Source organism: Desulfamplus magnetovallimortis (assembly GCF_900170035.1).
Taxonomy (GTDB): Bacteria; Desulfobacterota; Desulfobacteria; order Desulfobacterales; family Desulfobacteraceae; genus Desulfamplus; species Desulfamplus magnetovallimortis.
The window spans coordinates 577,399-600,802 of sequence record NZ_LT828541.1 but is presented as its reverse complement, the minus strand read 5'-3'; the positions used below and the strand labels follow the sequence as shown (position 1 = coordinate 600,802).

Here is a 23,404-nt window from a genome sequence, read left to right as displayed (position 1 = left end):
CAATTACTTTTACCGGCACCATTGGCACCGATCAGGACATTGAGACGCTTCAAATCTAAATCGACCAGTTCCTTAATGGATTTGAATCCTCTTATTGTCAGTTTATCAAGTAAATACATATCACAACAGCCTATAAATATTAACAACCCTCTTTTGTCTCACATGTTATATGTGAGAAAATTATCTATTTTAACTATCAAATAATCTAATTGTAAAATTTTAAATTTCAATAATAAATAGATTCCAGCCACTGCATCACTATCCTTAAAATCGACATTTTTTTCATCTTTAATTGCAGTTAACTCTTTCAGCAGTGCATCTTTACCCAATTGGCTGCCAAAGAGATAATGCTTGATATTTTTTCCCCAGGAATATAGTTTTTCAAAAAAAGAGTGTTGTTTCTTATCTCTTTTGGTGGCAGCAAGTATATCTTCATCTGTTTCAAAATCAAGGTTATCATTTGGCACCTTCATACCAAAGCTTTCCTTTAACTCGATCTAATTTGCCTGTTCCATCAACAGTTAATGTTTCCTGAATGATTCTTCCATCCTTAAAATTCAGGTAATATTCAATTAAACTTCCATTATCGTCAAATTTCAGTTGATATTCAGCAGTTCCATAGCCCATTGTTTTCTAAGTGATGCTGGACAGATGACCAGAATCCGCCTCTGCTTTTCTGCCCACTTTTGACATAGCAAAATGACTCTTCAGCGTCAAATAATCCTTTCCGATTCCATAAGATTGTTATAGATTTAGATAGTTTTGCTTTGAATATGCCTGTTTTTTACAGTAAATGTAGTAAATCTGTATATTTATTGAGCTTTGAAAAATAGGAGGTATTCACGCAGGCTTACCAGAAGGACACGAAAATTTGAAATAACACTGAGAATATAGAGGTGGAGGATATGAAGAAACAGCAAATTGTTGTAATTGATGAGACAATCCGTGAAGGGATGCAATATCGCGGTGTTGTCTTTTCCCTTGCCCAGCGGGAAAAAATTCTTAAATTTCAGGAACAATTGGGGGTTGACATATGCCAGGCCGGTTATGCTCCTGCACATATTACAGAAGAGAGGTGCATAAGCAATCTTGGGGCTCTGACAAGGAAAGAGAGACTTGCAATTAATGTTGCAGCCATGGGCAGAGCCTCGGAAAAAGATATCATTTCACTTGTGGAAACAGGGGTGCAGAATTTCCATCTTCACTCTCATATAAGCCATGACATAAAAAATAACAACGACAACTGCCAGGCAATTTTTGACTCCATGGGCAGAGTTGTCAATGCCATCAGAGAAGTAGTGGATGGAGCTGTTATATCAATGGCAGTTCTTGATGTTGGCAATGCAACACTAAAACTTCTTGGTCAGGTATCCATTTTTCTTGCAGGAGAAGTTGGAGTGGATATTATCTCCTTGCCTGATACATCAGGAATAATGGCTCCGGACAGCTTCTATGATAGAATCAAATCTGTTACAGACAAAGTAAATAAATTAAAGTGCAATACAAAGGTAAGCGTCCACTGTCATAACGATCTTGGTATGGCGTCTGCCAACACCTTTATGGGTGTCAAGGCCGGAGCAACTGTTGTTGAACTTTCCGCCATGGGTATTGGTGAAAGAAACGGTATTGCAGATCTTTTTACTGTGGGAAGACTCCTTAAGGATAAGGGATATGAACTCAACCTTGATGTCAATAACATTGAAACCTTCAGAGATTATTATCAATTTGTAAGCGATATCTGTAAAGAGCAAACAGGAGAGCATCTGCTTGGTTATAATACGCCTTTTTTTGGGGATGCAGCAAACACCCATGTAGCAGGTACCCATGCCGGAACTGGATTCGGGCTTATGAGAGATGAAGCATATTTTCTCAATGTTCTATGTGGTCAAAGACTTGTGAAAAACTATCTTGATTCAATGGACATTTCATATAACTCAAGTCGCATCAAAAGCATAACAGAAGCAATAAAATCGAAAAGTGCCACACTATCAAGGGCACTTAACCATAATGAAGTGCGAGCCATTGTCAGTGATTCATGATTCTATCAACAAAGATCAGGATCAAGTCTGACAAGGGAGACTTTTTTCTCTTTGCCCTTAAGTTTTACATCTTCAAGAGGAACCACCTTTTTCAGATTTTCAAGGTTTTCAATATGAGGTTTAATCTGTTCCCACACAGTGCCTGAGACATAAATCTGGTTACTGTCTGCAAGGGACTGAATTCGTTGGGCTACATTGACTGTATCTCCCACCACGGTATAGTTAAGATGCTCTTCTGAGCCCATGAAGCCGGCAATAAGTTCACCGTAATTGATCCCTACAGTCATTTCAAGGTTCTTAAAATTGTTTTTCTGTTCTCTGTTCAGGGAATTGAGTACAGAAAACATCTCAAGGGCTGTTCTGACTGCATGAAGACAGCTTTCATCATCTTCAATGGGTGTCCCGAATACAGCCATAATTCCATCCCCAAGCAACTTGTCCAGAGTTCCTCTGTTCCTGAAAATTACAGGGATCATTCTTGAAAAAAAGCGGTTGAGCAAAATAACAACATCTTCAGGTTCCATGGACTCGGAAAAACTTGTAAACCCTTTTAGATCAACAAACAGTACTGCAACACGCTTTTTTTCTCCTCCAAGTCGAAGCTTTCCTTTTTTGAATATTTCTCCAATGATATTCTTTGAAAAAAAACGACTTAGCTGAATCATCTGTTTTTCTTCATTAAGTTTGCCGTAATAGAGCCTTAAAAAGACCATACTGTTGTATAGATGTTCACATACAACATTGTAAAAATAGAGATTGGAAGATTCAAAGGCATTTTTGTCCCGGGCAAAAAGCATAAGCACTGCTACAACCTTGCTGCCGGACGATATTGATTGACCGTAAAATGAGTAATCTGAATCAGCAAAAAGATAATCTTTAGTACTATGTGGTTCAGTTTCATCACTGGAGAGATCTTCCAAATCATTATTGCCGGAACAGTATCGAAAACCATCTGACTGCTCTTTATTCATAAGCTCTTTTTCTGCTTTGCCAAGCTGTTCTATGACAATGACTTTTTTGGTACAGAGTAGCTCCTGGAAAAAAGAGACATTTTTTAACATATTAATGTCAAATGGTTCTTCAAAATCAGTATAAAAAAAATGGTCTCTTTTTATTTCATTTTCAGATGAGAAATAGAGAGCTGCCGCAGCAAGACTTTTGTATTTTTTCAGACATTCCAGATGACGTGTCCATATAAGGTCCTGATCAATAAAATCAATCTGCTGCATGGTGTTGTTCATCTCTTTTATGATGGAGATCTCTTTTATTTTTTCATCATATTTTTTCTGAAGAGAGAGAAAATTTTTTCTGAACAGGTCAAACTGATCTTCCGGTTTTTTCTCTTTAACCATGAATGAATATATCCTTGAATTTTTGGCATCCTTCATATTACTCCAAATGTTCTTTACACTTTTTTGTGAGAAATTCTCGCTACCCAGAGTTTTCTCTCCGGAAAGTGCAAACTGGGAAATGAAGCATGCCGCATTTTTTATGTGATGTTAAGGATATGGTGATTTTCTTCCAGAATACCCATGGATTCTTCCAGGGTTCGTTCAATAAAATTACCATTAAAATTTGTAAATAACTTTTTCATTATAATCATATGATCAACTTTAAACAGTTGCTTGGTTTTTAAATAAATTGCTGAGTCTGTACTATTTTCAGTTTGTCTTATATTAATCATGTGAGCCAGGTAGTCAGCAAATCCAATAAGACCTGCAAAAGCTGAATAACTTATGGCTGCCGAGGGTTGATGGTGGAATGCCACTGCCTGAACAAGTGAATCCGGCAGATTCCAGTTTTCTCCGATACGTCTGCCGATGTTTCCATGGTCAATTCCTATAATTTCCTGTTCAACTGCGCTTATAAAAATTGAATGCTCCTCAGCTCTTTCAAGTACTTTTGTATAAATATCTCCGAAATTTTCTATAAGATAAACCTTCCCGAGATCGTGGAGAAGCCCTGCTGTAAAGACTCCCATTTTTTTAAACTGGGAAAGTCCTTCAGAAAGATGACGGGCAATAATGGCTGTTTCCATTGAATGGCGCCAGAGATCTTCAGGATTCATAAGGCCCTTAAGTTCTGAATCAAGAAAGGATTTTGAAAGTGAAAGACCAAATGCCATATTAACAACTTCGTCCATTCCCAGCATTACCACTGCATCCTTTATGGAAGCTATCTTCTCTGAGAGGCCATAAAAAGGTGAGTTGACAATTTTTAATATTTTTATGCTCAAAGAAGGATCTAACAGTATATTTTTCACAACATCATCAAGGTCGGATTCAGGATCAGACGCTACATGATACACCTGAAGTGCAATTGACGGCATGGTAAATATAGTATCAACCTGATTCATAAAGGTTATTACTTTTTTCTGGTTCTCCTGTCTCTCCTTAAGGTTTTCCACAAGCTGCATCTTGCTAATTACTTTACGGACGGTTTTTCTTGCGGCCTTAACATCAACTTCATCAGACTGATTTTTTATTTTTTCAGCAAGATATGAGGTAAGGGGTGAGTCATGGGGAAGTTTGAGAAAAAATTTTTTCTGGTCAGATACGGAAATTTTACTCAAGGCTCCCCATAAAACATCAGGGGGCAAGTCTGTAAGCTCATTGTAAAACTTTCCCCTTGCTTTATTAAAGCAGAGGCTGAAAATTTGAAGATCAGAGAGAGAGACGTTACTTTTGGGAATTATTTCATTGGGCTGTATGGTTTCGCTTTTTTTCTGAACACCAACAATGTCTTTTTTAAAAGTTATAAGATTCTTTTTGGCAACTGTGATAAGGTCATAAAATGATTTTCCATCTTCAGGGATTACGGAAAGACCTATATTTACGATTGCATCCCGATGAATGTAATTTTCAATACAATAAACAATTTTGTCAAACACTACATCAGAACCTTCACGGTCACTTGCAAATCCAAGTAAAAGAAAAGTGTTGTCATCAATTACAAAGACAGAGTCACTGTAGCGAAATGCATCCTCAATTTCTTCTTGTTTGCCAAGAAGGGATTTTAAGAAATATGAGTCATCAGAGGGTTCAATCATCACATAAAAAAGGGCAGTTTCAACACATGCTCTCAAAGTTTTGCTGAACTCTTTGGAGATCCACTTTAACTGGCGGGGATTTATGGCAAATGGCAACTTTTTGTCTTTTATGACTTTTTTTACATCACATTCCACCTGATGCTGAAGCAGGAAGTGCTTTGCAAAGTCAACATTCTCAATATTATTCAGATCACCAAGAACCGCAGGAGGATGCCTGAGAATGAAATCAGCTCTTTCTGTTGAAATACCAAATTCCTTTGCAAGAAAACGACAAACAGCATTGTGTTTTTCTCCTGTATGGCATTTTTTGATAATTATTCTGTGAAAAGTTTGAACCATCTCTACCTGTTCCAAGTTGGATAGCTATTTCTGCACATTTTTTATATAAAAGTCTCCGTAACAGCCTGTTTTAAAAACGACTTTCATCCCTTCGATTGTGGCGGTAATCCGCCATGTACGTTATAAGAAAGTCCCCGTCTTTTAAGGCTCTAAAGGACTTTCATGATTCGTTGTGATGCCATCACGATCATTAGGGTTTATTGGAAAGCCTCCATAACATATTGATATATAAAGACTTTCATGACTCATTGTGACAGACGGGTGATCAATGACAGTTATAAAACGCCGGACAGAATTCTTGATTGCAGCATATTTGAATTGATTTTCCATAACACACAAAATATATGGATGCAACAATAAACCTTACCAATCATAACCTTATTTAGAGGAAGCGTTTATAGTTTGAGGATGATAGAAAGATGCCGATTTTCTATGCCGAAAAATCTACCACGCTGCCCCCCAGCTCTCGAATTTTTTCATCAATTGCTTCAAGGCTTTTTTCCATTGTCTCATATGAGATATCGGGTAATTTTCCACCCCATGCCTTTTCAGCATCTTTAAAGCCCTGTAACATACCCTCTCTTCCGGCTTTTAAACGCTCAATATCTTCTCCTGCACCTTTTAGAACAAATTCGCTGATACGCTGTGATGTCTTATTTACACCCCAGTAACCATCATCACCAAAAAGATTTGTGGATTCCTGTGAATCAGGTGATAAAATGTCTTTTCCTGCTTTCAAGAGCTTATCAGAAAGAGTTTCCTGAAAAACAGAATTCTGTTTGTTGAAACCTTCAAAAGATTCAAAGGTTATTTTTGCCTTAAACTTACTAAACATGACATTTAATTCAGAAGAACTGCTATTTTTCATGTTATTTGATACTATGCTGGCAGAAGCAGAGTGTTTTTCTGCCTTATATTGTTGAATTGAATGTTTTGAAGCATTTGATATTTCCATAATTTCTCCTTTCCTGCTTGACTTCATAAGTGTGATTTAATAAAAAAAATATGCTGCATCGTAACAGAATTATATGGTTATACTCCTCAAAATCGACATCTTATTGCTTTTTTCATCAGTTATTGCACTTGTCTGAATCAGGATAACCAGGATGGATAAGGTGTTCAGGATACACAATCCTGCCTTATCTTTGTTAATCTTGGGTATCCTGATTCAGACAGTATTGACAAAGCTCAAAAGATCATAGGTCTCGACTTTGAGGAATAACCTTTATATCGTATAGTTCATGTGAAATCTGAATATCAATATTTTTGCATACATCTCTTTTTTTAAAGATTACCTCAACTGTCGGGGTTTCTCATCAAAACTCATAATGCCCGCTTAAAGGAGATTTCATAATCCTTTTTTTAGCCACCACATGGATTACCTGTCTGTCAAAAATTGATTCTTCCCCCTACAGTTTAATATAGCGTACATGGCGGATACCCGTCAAAATCAAAAAAAATGAAAGTCATTATAAAAACAGTATTTTATAGAAACTTTCATAAAAAAAAGGAAAAATATCATGAAAATTACAGCAAAACTTATCTTGTTGGTTTTCAGTGTAGTAGGAATTCTGGGATTAACCTCCATTGCCATTTCTGTAGCATCAATCAAAAAACAGCGGGATATTGAAATCAAAACTACAAAAGAGACTCTTTTTAGTCATAAAACCGCTGCTTTAAAGTTATTAACCGAAAATGCCTACGCCATAGTTGAAACAGCTCATAAAGAGGGCAATAATTATGAAAGAATCCGCGACACTGTCAGCTTGAGACTGAAAAATGCAGTTGAAGTTGCCCACGGTACAATTGGGTTTGTTGAAAAGGAGACAGAAGGAGACCTTCAGAAAAAACAGCAAACTGCAATAAAACAGATAACATCTTTAAAGTATGATGGTGATACAGTGTTCTGGATAACTGACACTGATTTGAAGATGATTGCAAACCCAAAATTTCCCGAGCTTATAGGAAAAGATGTAAAGGCTCTAAAAGATACCCAGGGCAACTATCTGTTTCCGGATTTGCTCAGAAACAACATTGAAGCAGGTGAAGCATTTTTTAATTACATGTGGTATAAAAAAGATACAAATGACAATGATCCCAGAATCGCATATGCAAAGATCTTCAGGCCATGGAACTGGATTGTTGGCTCCAGCCTCTCACTTAAATCTGCTGAAAAAGGTTTCAAGGAGCGCAGTAAAAAAGAGATTGGCTCTCTGAGATACGGACCTGATAAGTCAGACTACTTCTGGATTCACAATTTAGACCTTGAAATGGTGATGCATCCCATAAAACCCGAGCTTGACGGCAAGGATATAAGTGGCATTAAAGACCCCAACGGCAAATATCTTTTTAGAGAGATGGTCTCTGTCTGTAAGGAAAATGGAGAAGGTTTCGTGGAGTACATGTGGCCAAAACCCGGGCAAAAAGAGCCTGTTGCCAAAGTCTCATTTGTAAAACTTTTTGAGCCTTATGGCTGGATTATCGGAACAGGTGTCTATATCAATGATATCGAAGAAGCCGTTGCCATGAAGACCGAAGAGCTGAATAACATGATGATCAGTAATTCTGTAAAGCAGATAGTGGTAATTGCTCTTGTATGTTTGATAATACTAATAGTTACATTTTATGTCTCACGAAGAATATCCAGACCTATTATAGAGACAAGCCTTGTTCTTAAGGATATTGCCGAAGGCCAGGGGGATCTGACCAGAAGAATAAAAGAGATTTCAAAGGATGAGGCAGGGGAACTTGCCCACTGGTTTAATCAGTTTATTGCCAATCTACAGCAAATGATTCAACAGATAAAAGAACATGTTCATCTGCTTGAAAAAAGTGCTGAAGAGATGAGCGATGTCTCATCTGTGACCCATAGTGTATCAGACTCAGTATCACTAAAGGTTGGTGAAGCCAAAAAGTCAACCCTTGACATGAATGACAATATAAAGTCAGTTTCAACGGCAATGGAACAAAGCACCACAAACATTAACACCATAGCAAGTGCCACAGAGGAGATGACCTCCACCATAAACGAAATTGCCCGCAGTACAATCAATGCAAGAGAGATCAGCCAAAAAGCAGTTGATCAGTCATCCATGGCAACTGAAAATGTAGGAAGGTTAAGGGAGCTTGCAATGGAAATTGGTAAAATCACAGAGGTGATCACTGAAATTTCAGAGCAGACAAATCTTCTGGCACTAAATGCCACCATTGAATCCTCAAGAGCAGGTGAAGCAGGAAAGGGATTTGCAGTGGTTGCCAACGAAATCAAGGCACTTGCCCGCCAGACAGCAGATGCCACCCTAAAAATCAATGATCAGATAAATGAGATTCAGAACTCAAGTAAACTTGCCGGAGAAAATATCCATAACATTTCACTGGTTATTGATGATGTCAATAATATTGTTGCAGGTATTGCAGATGCTGTTGAAGAGCAGACAGCAACCACAAAGGAGATATCCATTAATGTTGCCAACTCTTCACAGGGGATCCTTGAGATCAATGACAATCTTTCCAGGACTTCATCAGCAGCAGACGAGATCTCAATTGAAATATCTGATGTAAACGACTCTGCTACGGAAATTTCCAAACATGCAAGTCAGGTAAATGAAAATGCCGGGCAACTGAGTCATCTGGCAGCAGCACTTCGTGACATGGTTAACAAATTCAAAGTATAAAACTTCGTTTTGGCATATTTCAGAGAGCCTACAAAAAAGTTTCTTGATAAACCCTTTCATAAACTGGTAAAAGGCATGGTTTAAACTTTTTTTGGAGTTTCAGAAAAATAAGCAAATCAAGGAGTAGAAAGATGCATATTACTTTAGAGTCAACTTTCATACTCTTTTGTACTTTAGCACCAAGGTGTCAACTTTGAGTATTACAGGAGTCTATCTGTGAACCATACACTGGAAAGATGGAACATTACAAAATCTGCCGAGCTCTATGGAATCAACGAGTGGGGAGGGGGCTACTTCAAGATTGACAACAACGGTGATGTCATGGTCATGCCATCTCCTGGTTGTGTAAAACGAGCTGTCAGTATTCGTGAAATTGTTGAAGGTATTGAAGCCCGGGGCCTTGGAATGCCTGTGTTGCTTCGCATTGAAAATATACTAGATTCCCAGATTGCAGCACTCAATGACTGCTTTCTTGCAGCAATGCAGGAACTTGACTATAAAGGCACTTTCCAGGGTGCATATCCAATCAAGGTTAACCAGCAGCAACAGGTCATAGAAGAGATTACCCACTATGGTTCCAAATACCATCACGGCCTTGAAGCAGGAAGCAAAGCTGAGCTTATTGCAGCCATGGGTATGATGACTGACAAAAAAGCCCCTCTCATCTGCAATGGCTATAAAGATGAAGAGTTTGTTGATCTTGCGCTGTATGCAACCAAAATTGGCTATAAATGCATCATGGTTCTGGAGATGCCAGGCGAACTTCCTCTCATAATTGAGAGATCAAGAAAGCTCAATGCCACACCGATTCTTGGAGTCAGGATAAAACTTGCAACCCAGGCCGGGGGACACTGGGGAGAATCTGGAGGAGAACGTAGCATTTTTGGCCTTAATACAACCCAGATTATTGCGGCCGTGGATTATCTTAAACAAGAAGGCATGCTTGAAAGCCTTCAGCTTCTTCATTATCACCTTGGTTCACAGATATCCAATATCAGGGAGATCCGCACAGCAGTTAACGAGGCTTGCAGAGTCTTTGCCGGCCTTGTGCAGGAGGGGGCACAGCTTAAATATCTTGATTTGGGCGGAGGCCTTGCTGTGGACTACGACGGCTCCCAGTCCAATTTTCTGAGCAGCAGAAACTATACCCTGAATGAGTACTGCACAGATATTGTTGAAGCTGTTATGACATCCTTAGATGAGACAGGAGTGCCCCACCCCACAATTATCACTGAATCTGGAAGAGCTCTTGTTGCCTACTACTCAATGCTGCTTTTTAATGTGCTTGATGTTACACAGTTTCAACCGGATCCCCTTCCTGAAGAGCTGCCTGAAAAGTGTCCGCCTCAAATCAAATACATGTATGACACCTTGCATACTCTCTCTGTTCGCAATATTCAGGAGTGTTTCAATGATACTATTTACTACAGGGATGAAGTCAGGCAGCTTTTTAACCATGGCAAGATAACCCTTAGACAACGATCCCTTGCAGAAAAAATCTTCTGGACAACCATCAACGAGATTGCCCGTGTCTCCAAGGAACTCAAGCATGTTACTCCGGAAATCTCTGATATTGAGCGGGCGCTATCAGATATATACTACTGTAATTTCAGCGTATTTCAATCTCTGCCTGATGCATGGGCAATTGATCAGCTTTTTCCTGTTATGCCCATCCATCGACTTAATGAAGAGCCTATCAGAAATGCCATCATAGCCGATATTACCTGTGACTGCGACGGAAAGATTGATCACTTTATTGACCGCCATGATATCAAAAGATTTCTTCCGCTCCATGAGCTTAATGATTCACAGGAGTACTATCTTGGAGCATTTCTGGTTGGAGCCTATCAAGAGACACTTGGAGATCTTCATAATCTGCTTGGAGACACAAATGTTGTCACGATCAGGGTACTTGACAACGGAGAGTACGAATTTGTGGGAGAACTTGAAGGGGACAGTGTTTCAGATATACTATCCTATGTGGAGTATGATCCTAAACGCCTGCTTGTCCGTTTCAGAAAGACTGCAGAAAGGGCTGTCCGGAAGGGTAATATTACAGCACAGGAGAGGCGAGAAATCATGCAGGCCTATGAGATGGGTTTGAGGGGATACACATATTTTGAACGATAACTTGTTTTTATACTCAAAACTGATACCTTGTTGGCTTTTTTGATATTTATTACATTTGTCTGAATCAGGATAACCGGGATTTACAGGATGATCAAAATTTTTATCCTGTAAATCCTGGTTATCCTGGGCATCCTGATTCAGACAGTATTGACAAGGTTCAAAAGTTTATGGGTGTGGTTTTTTGAGTTTATATGTTTTACCCGACAATCAAACCTTAAAAAAAACAATAATGGAGTAACTTAAAATGTCAAAAATTTTGATTATAGGTGCTGGAGGTGTGGGAAGTGTCACAGCCCATAAATGTGCTCAACTCCCTGAAATTTTTTCTGAAATAATACTGGCTAGTCGTACAATACATAAATGTGATGCCATTGCACAAAGCATCAAAGAGCGTACCGGCCGCTCAATATCAACTTTTGCCATTGATGCTGACAATGTATCAGAGACAAAATCATTCCTTGACAGGATCAAACCTGACATTGTGGTTAACCTTGCTCTTCCGTATCAGGATCTACCATTGATGGACGCATGTCTTGATGCAGGAATTGATTATCTTGATACTGCAAACTATGAACCCCCTGACGAGGCAAAATTTGAATATAAATGGCAGTGGGCATATAAGAAAAAATTTCTGGAAAAAGGTATTATGGCACTTCTTGGTTCAGGCTTTGACCCGGGAGTTACCAATGTTTTTTGTGCCTGGGCACAAAAGCACCATTTTGATGAGATCCATGAACTTGATATAATTGACTGCAATGCAGGAGATCATGGGCAGCATTTTGCCACAAACTTCAATCCTGAAATCAACATTAGGGAGATTACACAGAGGGGAAGATTCTGGGATCATGGAGAGTGGGTGGAAACAGATCCCCTTTCATGGTCAATGACATATGATTTTCCTGAAAAGATCGGCAAAAAGAAATGTTATCTCATGTATCATGAAGAGCTTGAATCTCTGGTCATGCACCTTAAGGGGCTTAAACGTGCACGATTCTGGATGACCTTTTCAGAGCAGTATCTCACCCATTTAAGGGTGCTTGAAAATGTAGGCATGACCAGGATTGACACAGTTGAATACAATGGTACTCCTGTGGTTCCCCTGAAATTTTTAAAATCAGTGCTTCCGGAACCTGCATCATTAGGCCCTCTTACCCAGGGGCGTACCTGCATAGGCTGCCTGCTAAAAGGCATAAAAGATGGTCAACCCAAAAAGCTTTATGTCTATAATATATGCAGCCATGAGGCATGTTATGAAGAGGTCGGCTCCCAGGCCATCTCCTACACCACAGGTGTTCCTGCCATGATAGGAGCCAAAATGATGCTTGAGAAAAAATGGCACAGGCCAGGTGTCTGGAATATGGAAGAGTTTGATCCAGATCCTTTCATGGATAATCTTAATCTATATGGCCTGCCCTGGAAAGCTGTAGAGGTTGATTAGAAGATGACTCAATCTGTCAATCATGAAGCCATTGATTCTCCATACGAAAAGATTATTGAAATGCTCAATTTCAATCCTGAGAAAGTTGTCAGCCCTTGCTTTGTTGTTGATGAGAACCTTCTTGCCCAAAACCTTGAAACACTCTCACATGTTCGCAGTCAGACTAACTGCAAAATATTGCTTGCCCTGAAATGTTTTGCAATGTTTCGGGTTTTTCCACTGGTTCGCAGCTATCTTGACGGCATATGTGCAAGCTCTCCCCATGAGGCAAGGCTTGGCCGTGAGAATTTCAACAAAGAGGTTCATACATTTGCAGCAGCATACTCTGAATCTGATATTGTTGATCTATGCAATACCTCGGATCATCTTATTTTCAATTCATTTGACCAGATGGAACGCTTCAAACCCATCATTGATAAAAGCAACTCTGCATCAGGGCGCATGATTGAGATTGGTATCCGAATTAATCCTGAGCATTCTGAAGGGGCACTGCCAATATATGACCCATGTGCACCTGGCTCCAGGCTGGGTGTAAGGCGTATCAATTTCAGGGAGGATCTTGTCCATGATATTTCAGGTCTTCACTGGCACAACCTTTGTGAGCAGGATGCCGACTGCCTTGAAAGAACAATCAAGGCAGTGGAAAAGGGTTTTGGTGATCTGATAGGAAAAATGAAATATGTCAATTTTGGCGGAGGACACCATATAACCCGTCCTGGATATAATATGAAACTTCTCATCACAACAATACAAAAATTCAGACAAAAATGGGGCGTTGAGGTATATCTTGAACCAGGTGAGGCTGTTGCTTTAAATGCAGGGTTTCTTGTGGTGACAATTCTTGATATCATAAAAGGCAGTGATATGGATATAGCCATAATGGATGCATGCGTACCTGCCCACATGCCTGATGTTATGGAGGCACCATACCGTCCATATATAATGGGTTCCGGAAAACAAGGGGAAAAGAGATACACCTGCCGGATTGGAGGGCTTTCATGTCTTGCCGGTGACATTGCAGGAGTGTACTCCTTTGATGAGCCACTCAAGGTTGGGGATAGGCTTGTATTTACTGATATGGCAATCTACTCCATGGTTAAAACCAATACTTTCAACGGAGTAAAACTGCCTGACATTGCCCTTGTTCCCCATGGCAAAAAGTGCGTTGAGATGGTCAGGCAATTCAGCTATGACGATTTCAAAAGTCGGCTTTCATAACTTTATGCTTTATTGTATTAATCTCAAGAGTCCTAACTTCTCAAATCCACTACCACATATTGTACTTTCAATACTTTGAGAAATACTATCTGCGGTCTCCATTTAGAGAACTTATGACTGACGAGTATTAATCATCTCCCCAAATATAAAAATGATAGTCATTTTCACGGTAAAGAGATTATGGTTATACCTAAAGGATTTTCTGACTTTTTAGCATCAGAAGTGACAGAGAACAGGAAAGAACATTCACTGTTTCATGTAATCCCTGTTCCCATGGAGCGCTCTGTATCCTATGGCAGAGGCACAGATCAAGGACCCTTTGCAATTCTTGAGGCATCTCAACAGCTTGAGGCCTGGGATGGTTTTTCGATTCCCCTTGACATGGGAATACACACAGTTGAATGCGTTGACTGCACAGGAAATACAGAAGAAATTCTCTCCCATATCGAAAATTCTGTAAATGCATCACTGGACTGTAATGCAATTCCAGTTATTCTTGGCGGAGAACATACAGTTACATTGGGTGCGCTTCGTGCACTGCATTCTCATTATGCATCAAGACCTTTGTCCCCATTTGGAATTATCCAGATTGATGCCCATGCAGATCTTAGGGATGAATATGAAGGTGATCCATTAAGCCATGCATCTGTAATGAGAAGAGCAGTTGATGATCTTGACCTACCCCTGTTTCAAATAGGCGTAAGGGCATTGTGTTTTGAGGAGGTAAAATTCAGAAAGGAGAAGTCAATTTCCTGCATAGATGCCCGTGATATATATCTCAAAGGGTTGAATGGCTTACCCCGCCAACTTCTCCCGCAGGACTTTCCGGACAATATTTACATCACCATTGATGTTGATGGCCTTGATCCTTCTGTTATTCGTGCAACAGGAACACCTGTTCCAGGTGGTATCGGCTGGTATGATACAATTGCACTTCTTGAACGCTGTATATACGGTAGAAACGTCATCGGTTTCGATATTGTTGAGCTTGCACCGGTAGAAAATGATACGGCATCTGATTTTGCAGCGGCTCTTCTGGTTTACATGGTAATGGGGATGGTTCAGAGGAATTATGAAAAAAGTGGCATTTTGAATCTTGATTTGATATCGTAAGTTGACCTTCAGTATATCATGATTTATGGTTACTTGAAGATTATTGAGTTGCAGATGAAAGTTTTATGTAATTGCATATGCTGCTTTTAAAAAAAACAGGGACATTCTAATAAACTCGTCAGTCATAAGTTCTCTGATTGGCCACCACATATGGTGACTAATTTAAATTTATATTAATATATGTAGTGTTAAAATTGAGAACTTACAACTCACGAGCTAATAAACTATTATTGAATTCTATTTTCCAGGTTAATAAATTATGCTTAAGTCAGTTACACTATACGCAAGCGACCATGAAGACACCATGTTTGTATGCAAAGAGTGTGGGTTCCAAAAAAAAATAGACCCATCTCTTTTCAGCCGAGAAAAAAAAGATCTTAAAATAAAGTGCAGGTGCGGTCAGCCCTATGAGATTCATTTTGAATTTCGGGAACGTTTTAGAAAAGATGTCTCCCTTGTTGGAATGTGTACCCTTGAAAAAAATGGTGCAAAATATGATGTTTTTATAAAAAATATCTCCATGAAGGGTATTGCCATTGATATGGGCTTTGTGAATAAAAAAAATTTCACACCTTTTGAGCATGGAGATATTATGGAAATTGAATTTACACTAGACAATCTTAAGGCTGATTTTATAAGAAAACGTTGTGTTGTTCGTACCATATCAGATAATATGATCGGAGCTGAATTTGTGGATGGAAAATATAATGACAGACTGGGTTTTTACCTCATGTAGGAAAGCCGGTGTGACACGCAGAAAAGATGGGGGCTTGAATATATGGTATGGTTAGTGTCTATGTTGATGAACAGAATAAATCGGTTTTATTTGCCCTCACTGCGGATTTGAAAAACACTTTGATGCTACTCCATTCAGAAATAAAGCCAAGAAAACTATTACCGTAAAATGCAGATGTGGTACCCCCACAGAAATGAGCATTGAGTTTCGCAAGCATTTTCGGAAAGATGTTGAACTGCATGGTACCTGTGTGATTGAGAAAACTGGTAAAAAATGTGATATTGTCGTAAGGAATATTTCCAGAAGCGGAATACGAATGGATTACTTTATTATGGACAGAAAGGATATGAAAGCTCTTGAACTTGGAAATGTAGTGGTTGTTGAGTTTAAACTTGATGACAGAAAAGGTAATCTTATTACAAAACGATGTGCAGTCCGTTTAAAAATGGATGGATGGCTTGGGCTGGAGTTTATGGATGACAACTACGCCAAAGAAATAGGCTTTTATATGTGGTAGTCCTCTTGCCAGGTTTGATTGTCGGGTATAAAACGCTTTGAATATTTGAAATGTCTGAAAAAATCACCCGACGATTTAAACTTGAAGAAACAGTAGTGCTTTGTCTGCAATTGATTTTTGGTTACCCTATTCCGATATTTCGATATTTCGATAAAAGTTTCCATACCGTCACCTTCAAAAATTAAAAATTTTTTGTTAGCCTTGACGGTGCAACTATGCTTTTTGTGGGAGATTTGATCTGCTTATACCAAGGCGCCTCATTCGTGATGCAAATGTTGACCGATTTACACCGGCATCTTTTGCTGCCCATGTGACATTCCAGTTATTTTTATGAAGCGTAAAATGAATATACTGCTCCTCAACTTCCTGCCATGAAAAATTTCCAAAATTAATGCCGCCCTTTCTTCTGTCTATTTCAGGCACATTAATGTTACCATTATAGTAATAAGCTTTTGAGCTTTGAAAATCAGAGGATCTGGAATGAACTCTATCTTCCATATCACCTGATTCAGAAAGTGGAGAAGATGCGTGAATATCGTGAACCGATCCCTCAAAAAAATGGTCGGGGATGTCCTCTGCATCAATATATTCACTGTCAATTGCCACCATAAGATATTTTATAAGGTTCTCCAGTTCTCTGACATTTCCAGGCCATGACCACGTTGTAAGACGTTGCATGGCATCGGGCTTTAGCTTTTTTTCTGGCTGACCACTTCTAAGACTCTCCTGTTTCAGGAAATGCTTTACCATAATGGGAATATCCTCCCTGCGTTCCCGCAGAGGCGGCAACTCCAGGGGAAGAACAGATAGCCGATAGAAAAGATCCTGCCGGAATCGATTTTCTCCAATCATGGTTTTAATATCTCTGTTTGTGGCAGCAATTATTCGGACATCCACATGAATTATTTCATTTGCTCCCACAGGTTTTATTTCATTGTTTTGAAGTACCCTCAATATTGCTGCCTGTATGTTAAAAGGCATATCACCTATTTCATCAAGAAATACAGTTCCGCCGTCTGCTGCTTCAAAAAGTCCCTTTTTATCCCTGACAGCTCCGGAAAAAGCTCCTTTCCGATACCCAAAAAGTTCACTTTCCAGAAGTGTTTTTGGAATTGCGCTGCAATTTTGCACAAGAAAAGGCTTTTTGCTTCGATGCCCCAAACGGTGAATTTCATTTGCTATAAGCTCTTTTCCGGTTCCGCTTTCTCCTGTTATCAAGACATGGAGATCTGAATTGGCATAGTTTCTTGCAAGGTTGATGCACTGCTGAAAGGATTTGCTGTGGCCGATCAGTGAACTTCTCTTCTGAAGCTCCTTAAGTGTGATTTTAAGGGATTCAGCCTCCTTGACCTGCCGACTGTACAAAATTGCATTGCTCAGGGCAACAGAGCCGATGTCAACAAGGTTTTGAAGATAATTCAGGTAATCTTCATCAAGATTTACACAGCTTTTTTCAGGGGTGGTGTCAATTATCTGTACAGCGCCATAAACCTCCTTCTCCTTAAGGAACAGAGGAAAACAGAGGATGAGACTGCTTTTGACAGCCATGTTATCTTCAAGCTCCCTGAAGTGACGGCCATCACTTTTTGTATCGGCCACGGTGCGTTTGCCGTTTTCAATTACCCAGCCAACGATACTTGGCTGATCTGCATCAATGTCTATCTCTATAATGGAATCACTCTCTTTTCCGGCAGCTTCAATGCAGTGATATGAATTATTTTTTTTAATCCATATAGAGCCTCTGTGTACATTCTGGAGCTTCAGAAGGGAGAGCAGAAATTTTTTCTGAAGCGTACGGGGGTCAAGTTCGCCTGCAAATGATTTAAAAAGATCGAATGATGATTTTGTCATGTTATCGTCCTTGACGTTTTTAAATGAACAGCCTTAAATTGATGAAGCCTGTAAAAAGTCCCATTTTGAGATTATTTCACTCATAAACCGACATCCTTCATATCATCCCAAAAGTAGTTTACACTTTTTTGATGGAAATTCCCGATAAATGGACATGTATCCCAGAAAGTGTAAACCGGTAAATGAAGCATGCCCATAAACCACTAAAATTATCGGTAGTGTCCCAAATCTGTTGATGACTTTTCTACAAACCCTTATCCAGTAAGGCCTTCAGAGGAAGAGATCAACACGTTTATGACACTACCAAATTATCATTAGTTATTTTGGTGTTATGGAGTTTTTACGAGACCATCAAAATTAAGCGCTGATAATGCACTGCTGTATGTGTGTCATGCTGAAATAAAATCAAATATACTAAATAAAACAGATTCATTTGCACTATATCATCACCGGTGTGGATATTCCACCGATTTTTATTGTTTTTTTGTTCAGGCACACATTGTGAATAAGCGTGGATACTGGTGTTTATTAAAAAATGACAGGGTACGCCCTCTTTAAAGCTACCTTGATCTAAAAATGAATTAATGGAGGAAAATATGATAGGCACAAAAAAAAATATTGTACTAATTCTGGCACTGTTCTTGTTCCAGATATTTGTTTGCACTGCCCATGCAGTTGTGGATAGCACAGATGACAATCTTGAAGAAAATGTTGTTATCCGTGTCCTTAACAGTGATGGAGCTCCGCTTAAGGGTGTTCAGATAAAATATCAGACATCATCCTGGTATGATGCAGGAGATACCGATTCCAATGGAGAGGTATTTTTATCAATTCCAGAAAAATACAGTACAATTACAGCTCGTGCCCATTACAATGGTGGACGACTTGATATCCGTCAGGATATAAGAACAAATCCTGAAATTGAATTTCATACTGTAAAAACAGTTGTCTCCCTTGTCAACAGTGAAGGTGTACCACTTGAAGGCGGCTTTGTGCAGTATGTTTACAGCTCATGGGCTGATTTCGGTGTAACCAATGCTTCTGGAGAAGCTGCAATGGAGCTTCTTCCAACTACATATACCTTCCGTATGTCCTATGATGAAGGTCGTGTTGATATAAAACAGGACATAGGAGAAAACCCAAATGTAATCTTTCAGACCATTAAAGTAAATGTAAGGCTTGAAGACAGTGATGGCAATGGACTTGAAGGAGGAAGTATCATCTATGTACGTGCATCCTGGATTGATTACGGGCTCACTGATGCTTCAGGAAATGCTTATCGTGAACTTCTGACAGGTACATATACCTTCAGGATGTCATATGATGAAGGTCGTGTTGATATAAAGCAGGAGATAGGAGCTGATCCAATTGTGCTTTTTAAAACCTCTCCTGTGACAGTCCGTCTTGAAGATTCAGAAGGAAACGGCCTTGAAGGAGGCAGGGTAAGATACAGCAGAGCCTCATGGAATGATTTTGGAGTAACAGGAACCGATGGAAATGTCATAAGAGAGCTTCTTGACGGAACTTACACATTCCGCATGTATGTTGATAATAAATATGAAGATCAGAAATCCACGGTTGCTGGTAGTACTCTTGTTAATTTTGTAAGCACTGCTCCACCTGCACCAACATATTCACTTTATTTGGCCATCTCCCCGGAATCAGGGGGATCAGTTGTGGTATCACCTGAAAAAAGCTCCTATTCTGATGGAGAGAATATAACCTTTTCAGTCACACCTTCTGAAGGATATCGTTTTATATCCTATGGCGGAACCAACGGAACCGAAGTCACAGGTAACTCTTTGACAATGAACGCAGATAAATCAGTTACCCTTTTCTTTGAAGAGATTCCGGTAAATGATGAGTACCATATCTCCTTTACAGTCACTCCCCAGGGAGGAGGTTCAATTTCTGTTTCTCCCCAAAAGGATGTTTATAACTATGGTGATGTTGTTGAAATCAGCGCAGACGCGGCAGAGGGGTATGAGTTTGTTCAGTTTACAGGAGAAGGACTTAATGCCGGATCGGGAAGTGCAACAGTGTCAGAAAATCCCTATTCTTTTGAGGTAACTGAGAATGTCTCATTTACAGCTTTTTTTCAGGAGCTTGATGCGCCTGACACCATTATTGTACGCAATATTGATGAGCTCAATCAGGCAGAAATTGCTGCAAGGGATGGTAACCTTCTTATCCTGATTGATGATGGAGAGTATGTTCTGTCAGACCAGTTTATGGTCAGAGGAGATAACGTTACTGTAAAAAGCCTCAATGGTGATGCGTCAAAGGTTATTGTACGTGGAAAAGGGATGGATGGAAATGTTCCCCATGTATTTTCGGTTTACAGTGATAATTTTACAGTTGAGGATATAACACTTGGCTGGGTGAGAAATCATGGTATTCAGGTTCATGGTGAGCTTGATGCCGATAACGTTGTTGTAAGAAATGTCCATTTCAGGGATACGTATGAACAGATGCTCAAAATTTCATACTCCGGAAGTCAAGAAGGATTCAGCGATAATGGTCTTGTTGAGGGGTGCAGTTTCATTTATACAGCAGGCACAGGCCCTCAGTACTATATAGGCGGAGTGGATGGACACAAGTCAAAGGGATGGATAATCAGAAACAACCTCTTTCAGGATATCATATCTCCATCATCAGCCCTGTCTGAAGGAGCTGTTCATTTCTGGTCAGATTCAACTGATACCATTGTTGAAAACAATCTTATTATTAATTGTGACAGAGGCATAATGTTCGGCCTTGATAGCAGTCACCATCATGGTGGAGTTGTCCGTAATAATTTTATCCATGTAAATCGCGATGTTGGAATATACATGGCCAATGCTCATAATACACAAATATACAATAATACAATATTTTTGGATTCAAATTATATCAATGCCATTGAGTATCGGTTTGAAGAAACAGATGTACAGATATCCAACAACCTTACAAATAAGGCAATTGCCTCAAGAAATGGCGGAATTGCCACAATATCAAACAACGTGGATTATGCTGTTGATTCATGGTTTGTTGATCCATATGCCGGAGATCTTCATCTTGCAGAGGCTGTATATGTAATTATTGACCAGGGAATGGATATTGATGGTCTTACCCATGATATTGATGGTGACTCAAGGGAGAGTGGCAAAATAGATATAGGCGCAGATGAAGTATCATTTGAGCTTAAAACCATTGTTGAGATTTTCACAGAGGCAAGCAAAACCGAGATACTCTCCAATGGAAAAGATGTGGCAGAGATATCAACCAGAGCTGTTTATGAAGATGGCTCCGAGGCTTATATAAATGCCGATACCATTGTTGTTACAGACAGCAACGGCAACTCCCGAACCCTTTCATCAACAACATTCACAAGTTTTGTCACAGGAGAATATACCATTGTCTCCTCTGCCCAGGATGTTTCAGGAACCAGCGTTGTTGTGAATGTGGTTGAGGAGAACCTGACGCAGGTACAGGCAAGTAATATTTCTCTTATGCATCGGGACGGCCAGACATTCATCACATTTGAGGAGATTGTAGCCATTGTTGATGATGAAAATATCTATTATGATGAGCTCTATGACCTTGTGGATTCATATCCAAGGTCTATTGAGTACAGGATATATTCATCAGATGAACCAATAACAGAAGAGATGATAGCAACCCTTGAACCTGTAGGAAGCGTAAATATTCTTTCTGGATGGAACCTTGAACTGTGGGGAATCGGAACCTACAACAAGCATGCAAAGGCAATTAGATATGTAATTGAGGATAATGGTGCACAACTTGGCCTTTCCCAGGGGCTTTTTGTATATAATCCACCACAGCCCGGGCTTTCATGGTATGCAGTTACTGCTGTTGTGGAAGGCGTTGAGAATCGTACCGTTGTTGAAAACGAAAACATGGCTGTCGTATATAACGAAACCGTTGGACAGGGTACACCAGTACTTCAGCGGGTCGAATTTGATGACAATTTCCAGTGGGTCTATGATGTGGAACTCTATCTTTACACCCGCTGGGAAGCTCCCCCTAACTCTTCTGTGATGGGTAAGCCTTATGACTATCTTGTGGGAAAACCCTCAAACATGGCAAATCCTGCACCTGTTGGCATTCATCTTCACTGCTGGGGAGGCAATCTTTACGGCGGATACGGCTGGTGGAATGATGCCGAGGATGGAGCCTTGATTCTTGCATCAAATCAATATCCATATGACTGGTGGACAGGATATCATGAAAAATACTACGACAAGAGCATTAACTCCAGCTCATGGGCAGACAACGGCGTTGTAAGACCGTACAGCACCACACGCATGATCTCTTTTCTTGACTGGATGGAGACAGGCGGAGGATGGAATATTGATAGAAGCAGAACATTCACCGCAGGCAGTTCAATGGGCGGATCCGGCACTTTGATGATGGCCATCAGATATCCGGAACTCTTCTCCTGGAGCCGTTCATGGGTTGGTGTGCATGTTCCTGAAAAATCTCCCAATTTTAAAAGCTCATATCAGGGAGTCTTTGGAAAACCTGAATATGGCGTTCTTTTTGAAAGCTTTGACCCTGACAATCCAGATAACGGCACCCCTGTCTGGGACTACTACAATGATGTGTGGTACCTGAAAAATCATGTGGAAAAAAGCATTGGATTCTTGAGCTTCTGCAACGGAAAAAATGACAATGCAATTGGATGGGAACAGGCAGTGGACTTTATAAATGCCCTTCAGGAGACCCGTCAGCCTCATCTGTTCATATGGGGACAGGCCGGCCACTCCCAGAGAACTTATCTGCCCAAAAACGGAAGTGAGCGTCACATGGTCATTGATGTTAGGGTAGATCAGTCCCTGCCGGCATTTACAGGCTGTACTCTCGATGATGTTTATGGCAACGGCGATCCAAATGATGGTGATGCATCAGGACAGGTAAACCGATATCTTTACTGGGAGACAGATGATCTGTCAGATACAGTGGATAGCTGGGGGATAAGTGTTGCCCTTATGGATACAGCTCCTGAAGATAACTGCAAGGTTGATATAACGCCAAGGCGTTTGCAAGAGTTTTATGTTGAATCTGGCGAAACGGTAAGTTTCATCAATATTGATTCAGCAACAAACACAATCATTGAAAGCGGAGAAGTAACAGTTGATGAGTTTGGATTGATAACTATTTTGCAAACAACGATTAGCAAAACAGGTAACCGTATTGTGATTACTCCCTCAGGATTTATGCCTCACATGATACAGTCATTAAGGCTGGAGATGTAAATTCATTTAACCATCTGAAAAAGTTTAGTTTATGCTGATGTT

General features: G+C 39.8%; 15 protein-coding genes. 9 read left to right on the top strand and 6 right to left on the bottom strand.

The window, feature by feature from the left end; translation table 11 throughout:
- Positions 1-158: 158 nt before the first annotated feature.
- Both MTBBW1_RS06615 and MTBBW1_RS28195 read right to left on the bottom strand, forming a co-directional pair.
- Positions 159-473 (bottom strand): hypothetical protein, encoded by a 315-nt coding sequence (locus tag MTBBW1_RS06615; protein WP_080800894.1) that lies wholly within the window; start codon positions 471-473, stop codon positions 159-161.
- Positions 457-627 carry a hypothetical protein gene (locus tag MTBBW1_RS28195; protein ID WP_186441118.1) on the bottom strand — a complete coding sequence of 57 codons (171 nt, stop codon included), beginning with the start codon at positions 625-627 and terminating at the stop codon, positions 457-459. The genes MTBBW1_RS06615 and MTBBW1_RS28195 overlap by 17 nt, the downstream gene beginning before the upstream one ends.
- Before the next feature lie 278 nt (positions 628-905).
- On the opposite strand from MTBBW1_RS28195, the gene MTBBW1_RS06610 reads away from it, so the two are divergent.
- Positions 906-2,039, top strand: coding sequence for a hypothetical protein (locus MTBBW1_RS06610; RefSeq protein WP_080800891.1), 1,134 nt, complete (start codon positions 906-908; stop codon positions 2,037-2,039).
- A gap of 5 nt (positions 2,040-2,044) precedes the next feature.
- On the opposite strand, the gene MTBBW1_RS06605 is transcribed toward MTBBW1_RS06610, so the two are convergent.
- The 3 genes from MTBBW1_RS06605 to MTBBW1_RS28190 all read right to left on the bottom strand — a co-directional run bounded on the left by MTBBW1_RS06605 (position 2,045) and on the right by MTBBW1_RS28190 (position 6,382).
- Positions 2,045-3,427: an adenylate/guanylate cyclase domain-containing protein gene (locus tag MTBBW1_RS06605; protein ID WP_080800889.1), complete on the bottom strand. Its 1,383-nt coding sequence runs from the start codon at positions 3,425-3,427 to the stop codon at positions 2,045-2,047.
- A 101-nt stretch (positions 3,428-3,528) separates the two neighbouring features.
- Positions 3,529-5,427 (bottom strand): HDOD domain-containing protein, encoded by a 1,899-nt coding sequence (locus MTBBW1_RS06600; RefSeq protein WP_080800887.1) that lies wholly within the window; start codon positions 5,425-5,427, stop codon positions 3,529-3,531.
- A 430-nt stretch (positions 5,428-5,857) separates the two neighbouring features.
- Positions 5,858-6,382 carry a hypothetical protein gene (locus MTBBW1_RS28190; RefSeq protein ID WP_080800883.1) on the bottom strand — a complete coding sequence of 175 codons (525 nt, stop codon included), beginning with the start codon at positions 6,380-6,382 and terminating at the stop codon, positions 5,858-5,860.
- A gap of 565 nt (positions 6,383-6,947) precedes the next feature.
- On the opposite strand from MTBBW1_RS28190, the gene MTBBW1_RS06590 reads away from it, so the two are divergent.
- From MTBBW1_RS06590 to MTBBW1_RS06560, 7 genes are all read left to right on the top strand, one after another.
- A complete protein-coding gene (locus tag MTBBW1_RS06590; protein ID WP_080800879.1) occupies positions 6,948-9,101 on the top strand; it encodes a methyl-accepting chemotaxis protein in 2,154 nt (717 codons plus the stop codon).
- A 216-nt stretch (positions 9,102-9,317) separates the two neighbouring features.
- A complete protein-coding gene (gene speA / locus MTBBW1_RS06585; protein WP_080800875.1) occupies positions 9,318-11,231 on the top strand; it encodes a biosynthetic arginine decarboxylase in 1,914 nt (637 codons plus the stop codon).
- A gap of 244 nt (positions 11,232-11,475) precedes the next feature.
- Positions 11,476-12,669, top strand: coding sequence for a saccharopine dehydrogenase family protein (locus MTBBW1_RS06580; RefSeq protein WP_080800871.1), 1,194 nt, complete (start codon positions 11,476-11,478; stop codon positions 12,667-12,669).
- Between the two features lie 3 nt (positions 12,670-12,672).
- Positions 12,673-13,887 carry a carboxynorspermidine decarboxylase gene (gene nspC, locus MTBBW1_RS06575; RefSeq protein ID WP_245809283.1) on the top strand — a complete coding sequence of 405 codons (1,215 nt, stop codon included), beginning with the start codon at positions 12,673-12,675 and terminating at the stop codon, positions 13,885-13,887.
- Between the two features lie 180 nt (positions 13,888-14,067).
- Positions 14,068-15,000: an agmatinase gene (gene speB, locus MTBBW1_RS06570; protein WP_080800868.1), complete on the top strand. Its 933-nt coding sequence runs from the start codon at positions 14,068-14,070 to the stop codon at positions 14,998-15,000.
- A 259-nt stretch (positions 15,001-15,259) separates the two neighbouring features.
- A complete protein-coding gene (locus MTBBW1_RS06565) occupies positions 15,260-15,736 on the top strand; it encodes a PilZ domain-containing protein (protein WP_080800866.1) in 477 nt (158 codons plus the stop codon).
- 193 nt (positions 15,737-15,929) lie between these two features.
- Positions 15,930-16,253, top strand: a complete 324-nt coding sequence (locus MTBBW1_RS06560; protein ID WP_080800863.1) for a PilZ domain-containing protein — start codon at positions 15,930-15,932, stop codon at positions 16,251-16,253.
- 213 nt (positions 16,254-16,466) lie between these two features.
- Here the strand turns inward: MTBBW1_RS06560 and MTBBW1_RS06555 are convergent, their stop codons facing one another.
- Positions 16,467-18,104: a sigma-54 interaction domain-containing protein gene (locus MTBBW1_RS06555; protein ID WP_080800862.1), complete on the bottom strand. Its 1,638-nt coding sequence runs from the start codon at positions 18,102-18,104 to the stop codon at positions 16,467-16,469.
- Positions 18,105-18,700: 596 nt separating this feature from the next.
- Between MTBBW1_RS06555 and MTBBW1_RS06550 the strand changes: the two genes are divergently transcribed.
- The gene (locus MTBBW1_RS06550; protein ID WP_186441117.1) at positions 18,701-23,362 is read left to right on the top strand and encodes an InlB B-repeat-containing protein; all 4,662 of its coding nucleotides are present in this window, start codon (positions 18,701-18,703) and stop codon (positions 23,360-23,362) included.
- The last annotated feature ends 42 nt before the right edge of the window (positions 23,363-23,404 follow it).

Bases quoted from the DNA above. Each gene is read 5' to 3' on its own strand.
- MTBBW1_RS06580 (WP_080800871.1), top strand. From the start codon at position 11,476: ATGTCAAAAATTTTGATTATAGGTGCTGGAGGTGTGGGAAGTGTCACA.
- nspC (WP_245809283.1), top strand. From the start codon at position 12,673: ATGACTCAATCTGTCAATCATGAAGCCATTGATTCTCCATACGAAAAG.
- MTBBW1_RS06565 (WP_080800866.1), top strand. From the start codon at position 15,260: ATGCTTAAGTCAGTTACACTATACGCAAGCGACCATGAAGACACCATG.
- MTBBW1_RS06600 (WP_080800887.1), bottom strand. From the start codon at position 5,427: ATGGTTCAAACTTTTCACAGAATAATTATCAAAAAATGCCATACAGGA.
- MTBBW1_RS06550 (WP_186441117.1), top strand. From the start codon at position 18,701: ATGATAGGCACAAAAAAAAATATTGTACTAATTCTGGCACTGTTCTTG.
- MTBBW1_RS06615 (WP_080800894.1), bottom strand. From the start codon at position 473: ATGAAGGTGCCAAATGATAACCTTGATTTTGAAACAGATGAAGATATA.
- MTBBW1_RS06555 (WP_080800862.1), bottom strand. From the start codon at position 18,104: ATGACAAAATCATCATTCGATCTTTTTAAATCATTTGCAGGCGAACTT.
- MTBBW1_RS06560 (WP_080800863.1), top strand. From the start codon at position 15,930: ATGAGCATTGAGTTTCGCAAGCATTTTCGGAAAGATGTTGAACTGCAT.
- MTBBW1_RS06610 (WP_080800891.1), top strand. From the start codon at position 906: ATGAAGAAACAGCAAATTGTTGTAATTGATGAGACAATCCGTGAAGGG.
- MTBBW1_RS06590 (WP_080800879.1), top strand. From the start codon at position 6,948: ATGAAAATTACAGCAAAACTTATCTTGTTGGTTTTCAGTGTAGTAGGA.
- speB (WP_080800868.1), top strand. From the start codon at position 14,068: ATGGTTATACCTAAAGGATTTTCTGACTTTTTAGCATCAGAAGTGACA.
- MTBBW1_RS06605 (WP_080800889.1), bottom strand. From the start codon at position 3,427: ATGAAGGATGCCAAAAATTCAAGGATATATTCATTCATGGTTAAAGAG.
- MTBBW1_RS28190 (WP_080800883.1), bottom strand. From the start codon at position 6,382: ATGGAAATATCAAATGCTTCAAAACATTCAATTCAACAATATAAGGCA.
- MTBBW1_RS28195 (WP_186441118.1), bottom strand. From the start codon at position 627: ATGGGCTATGGAACTGCTGAATATCAACTGAAATTTGACGATAATGGA.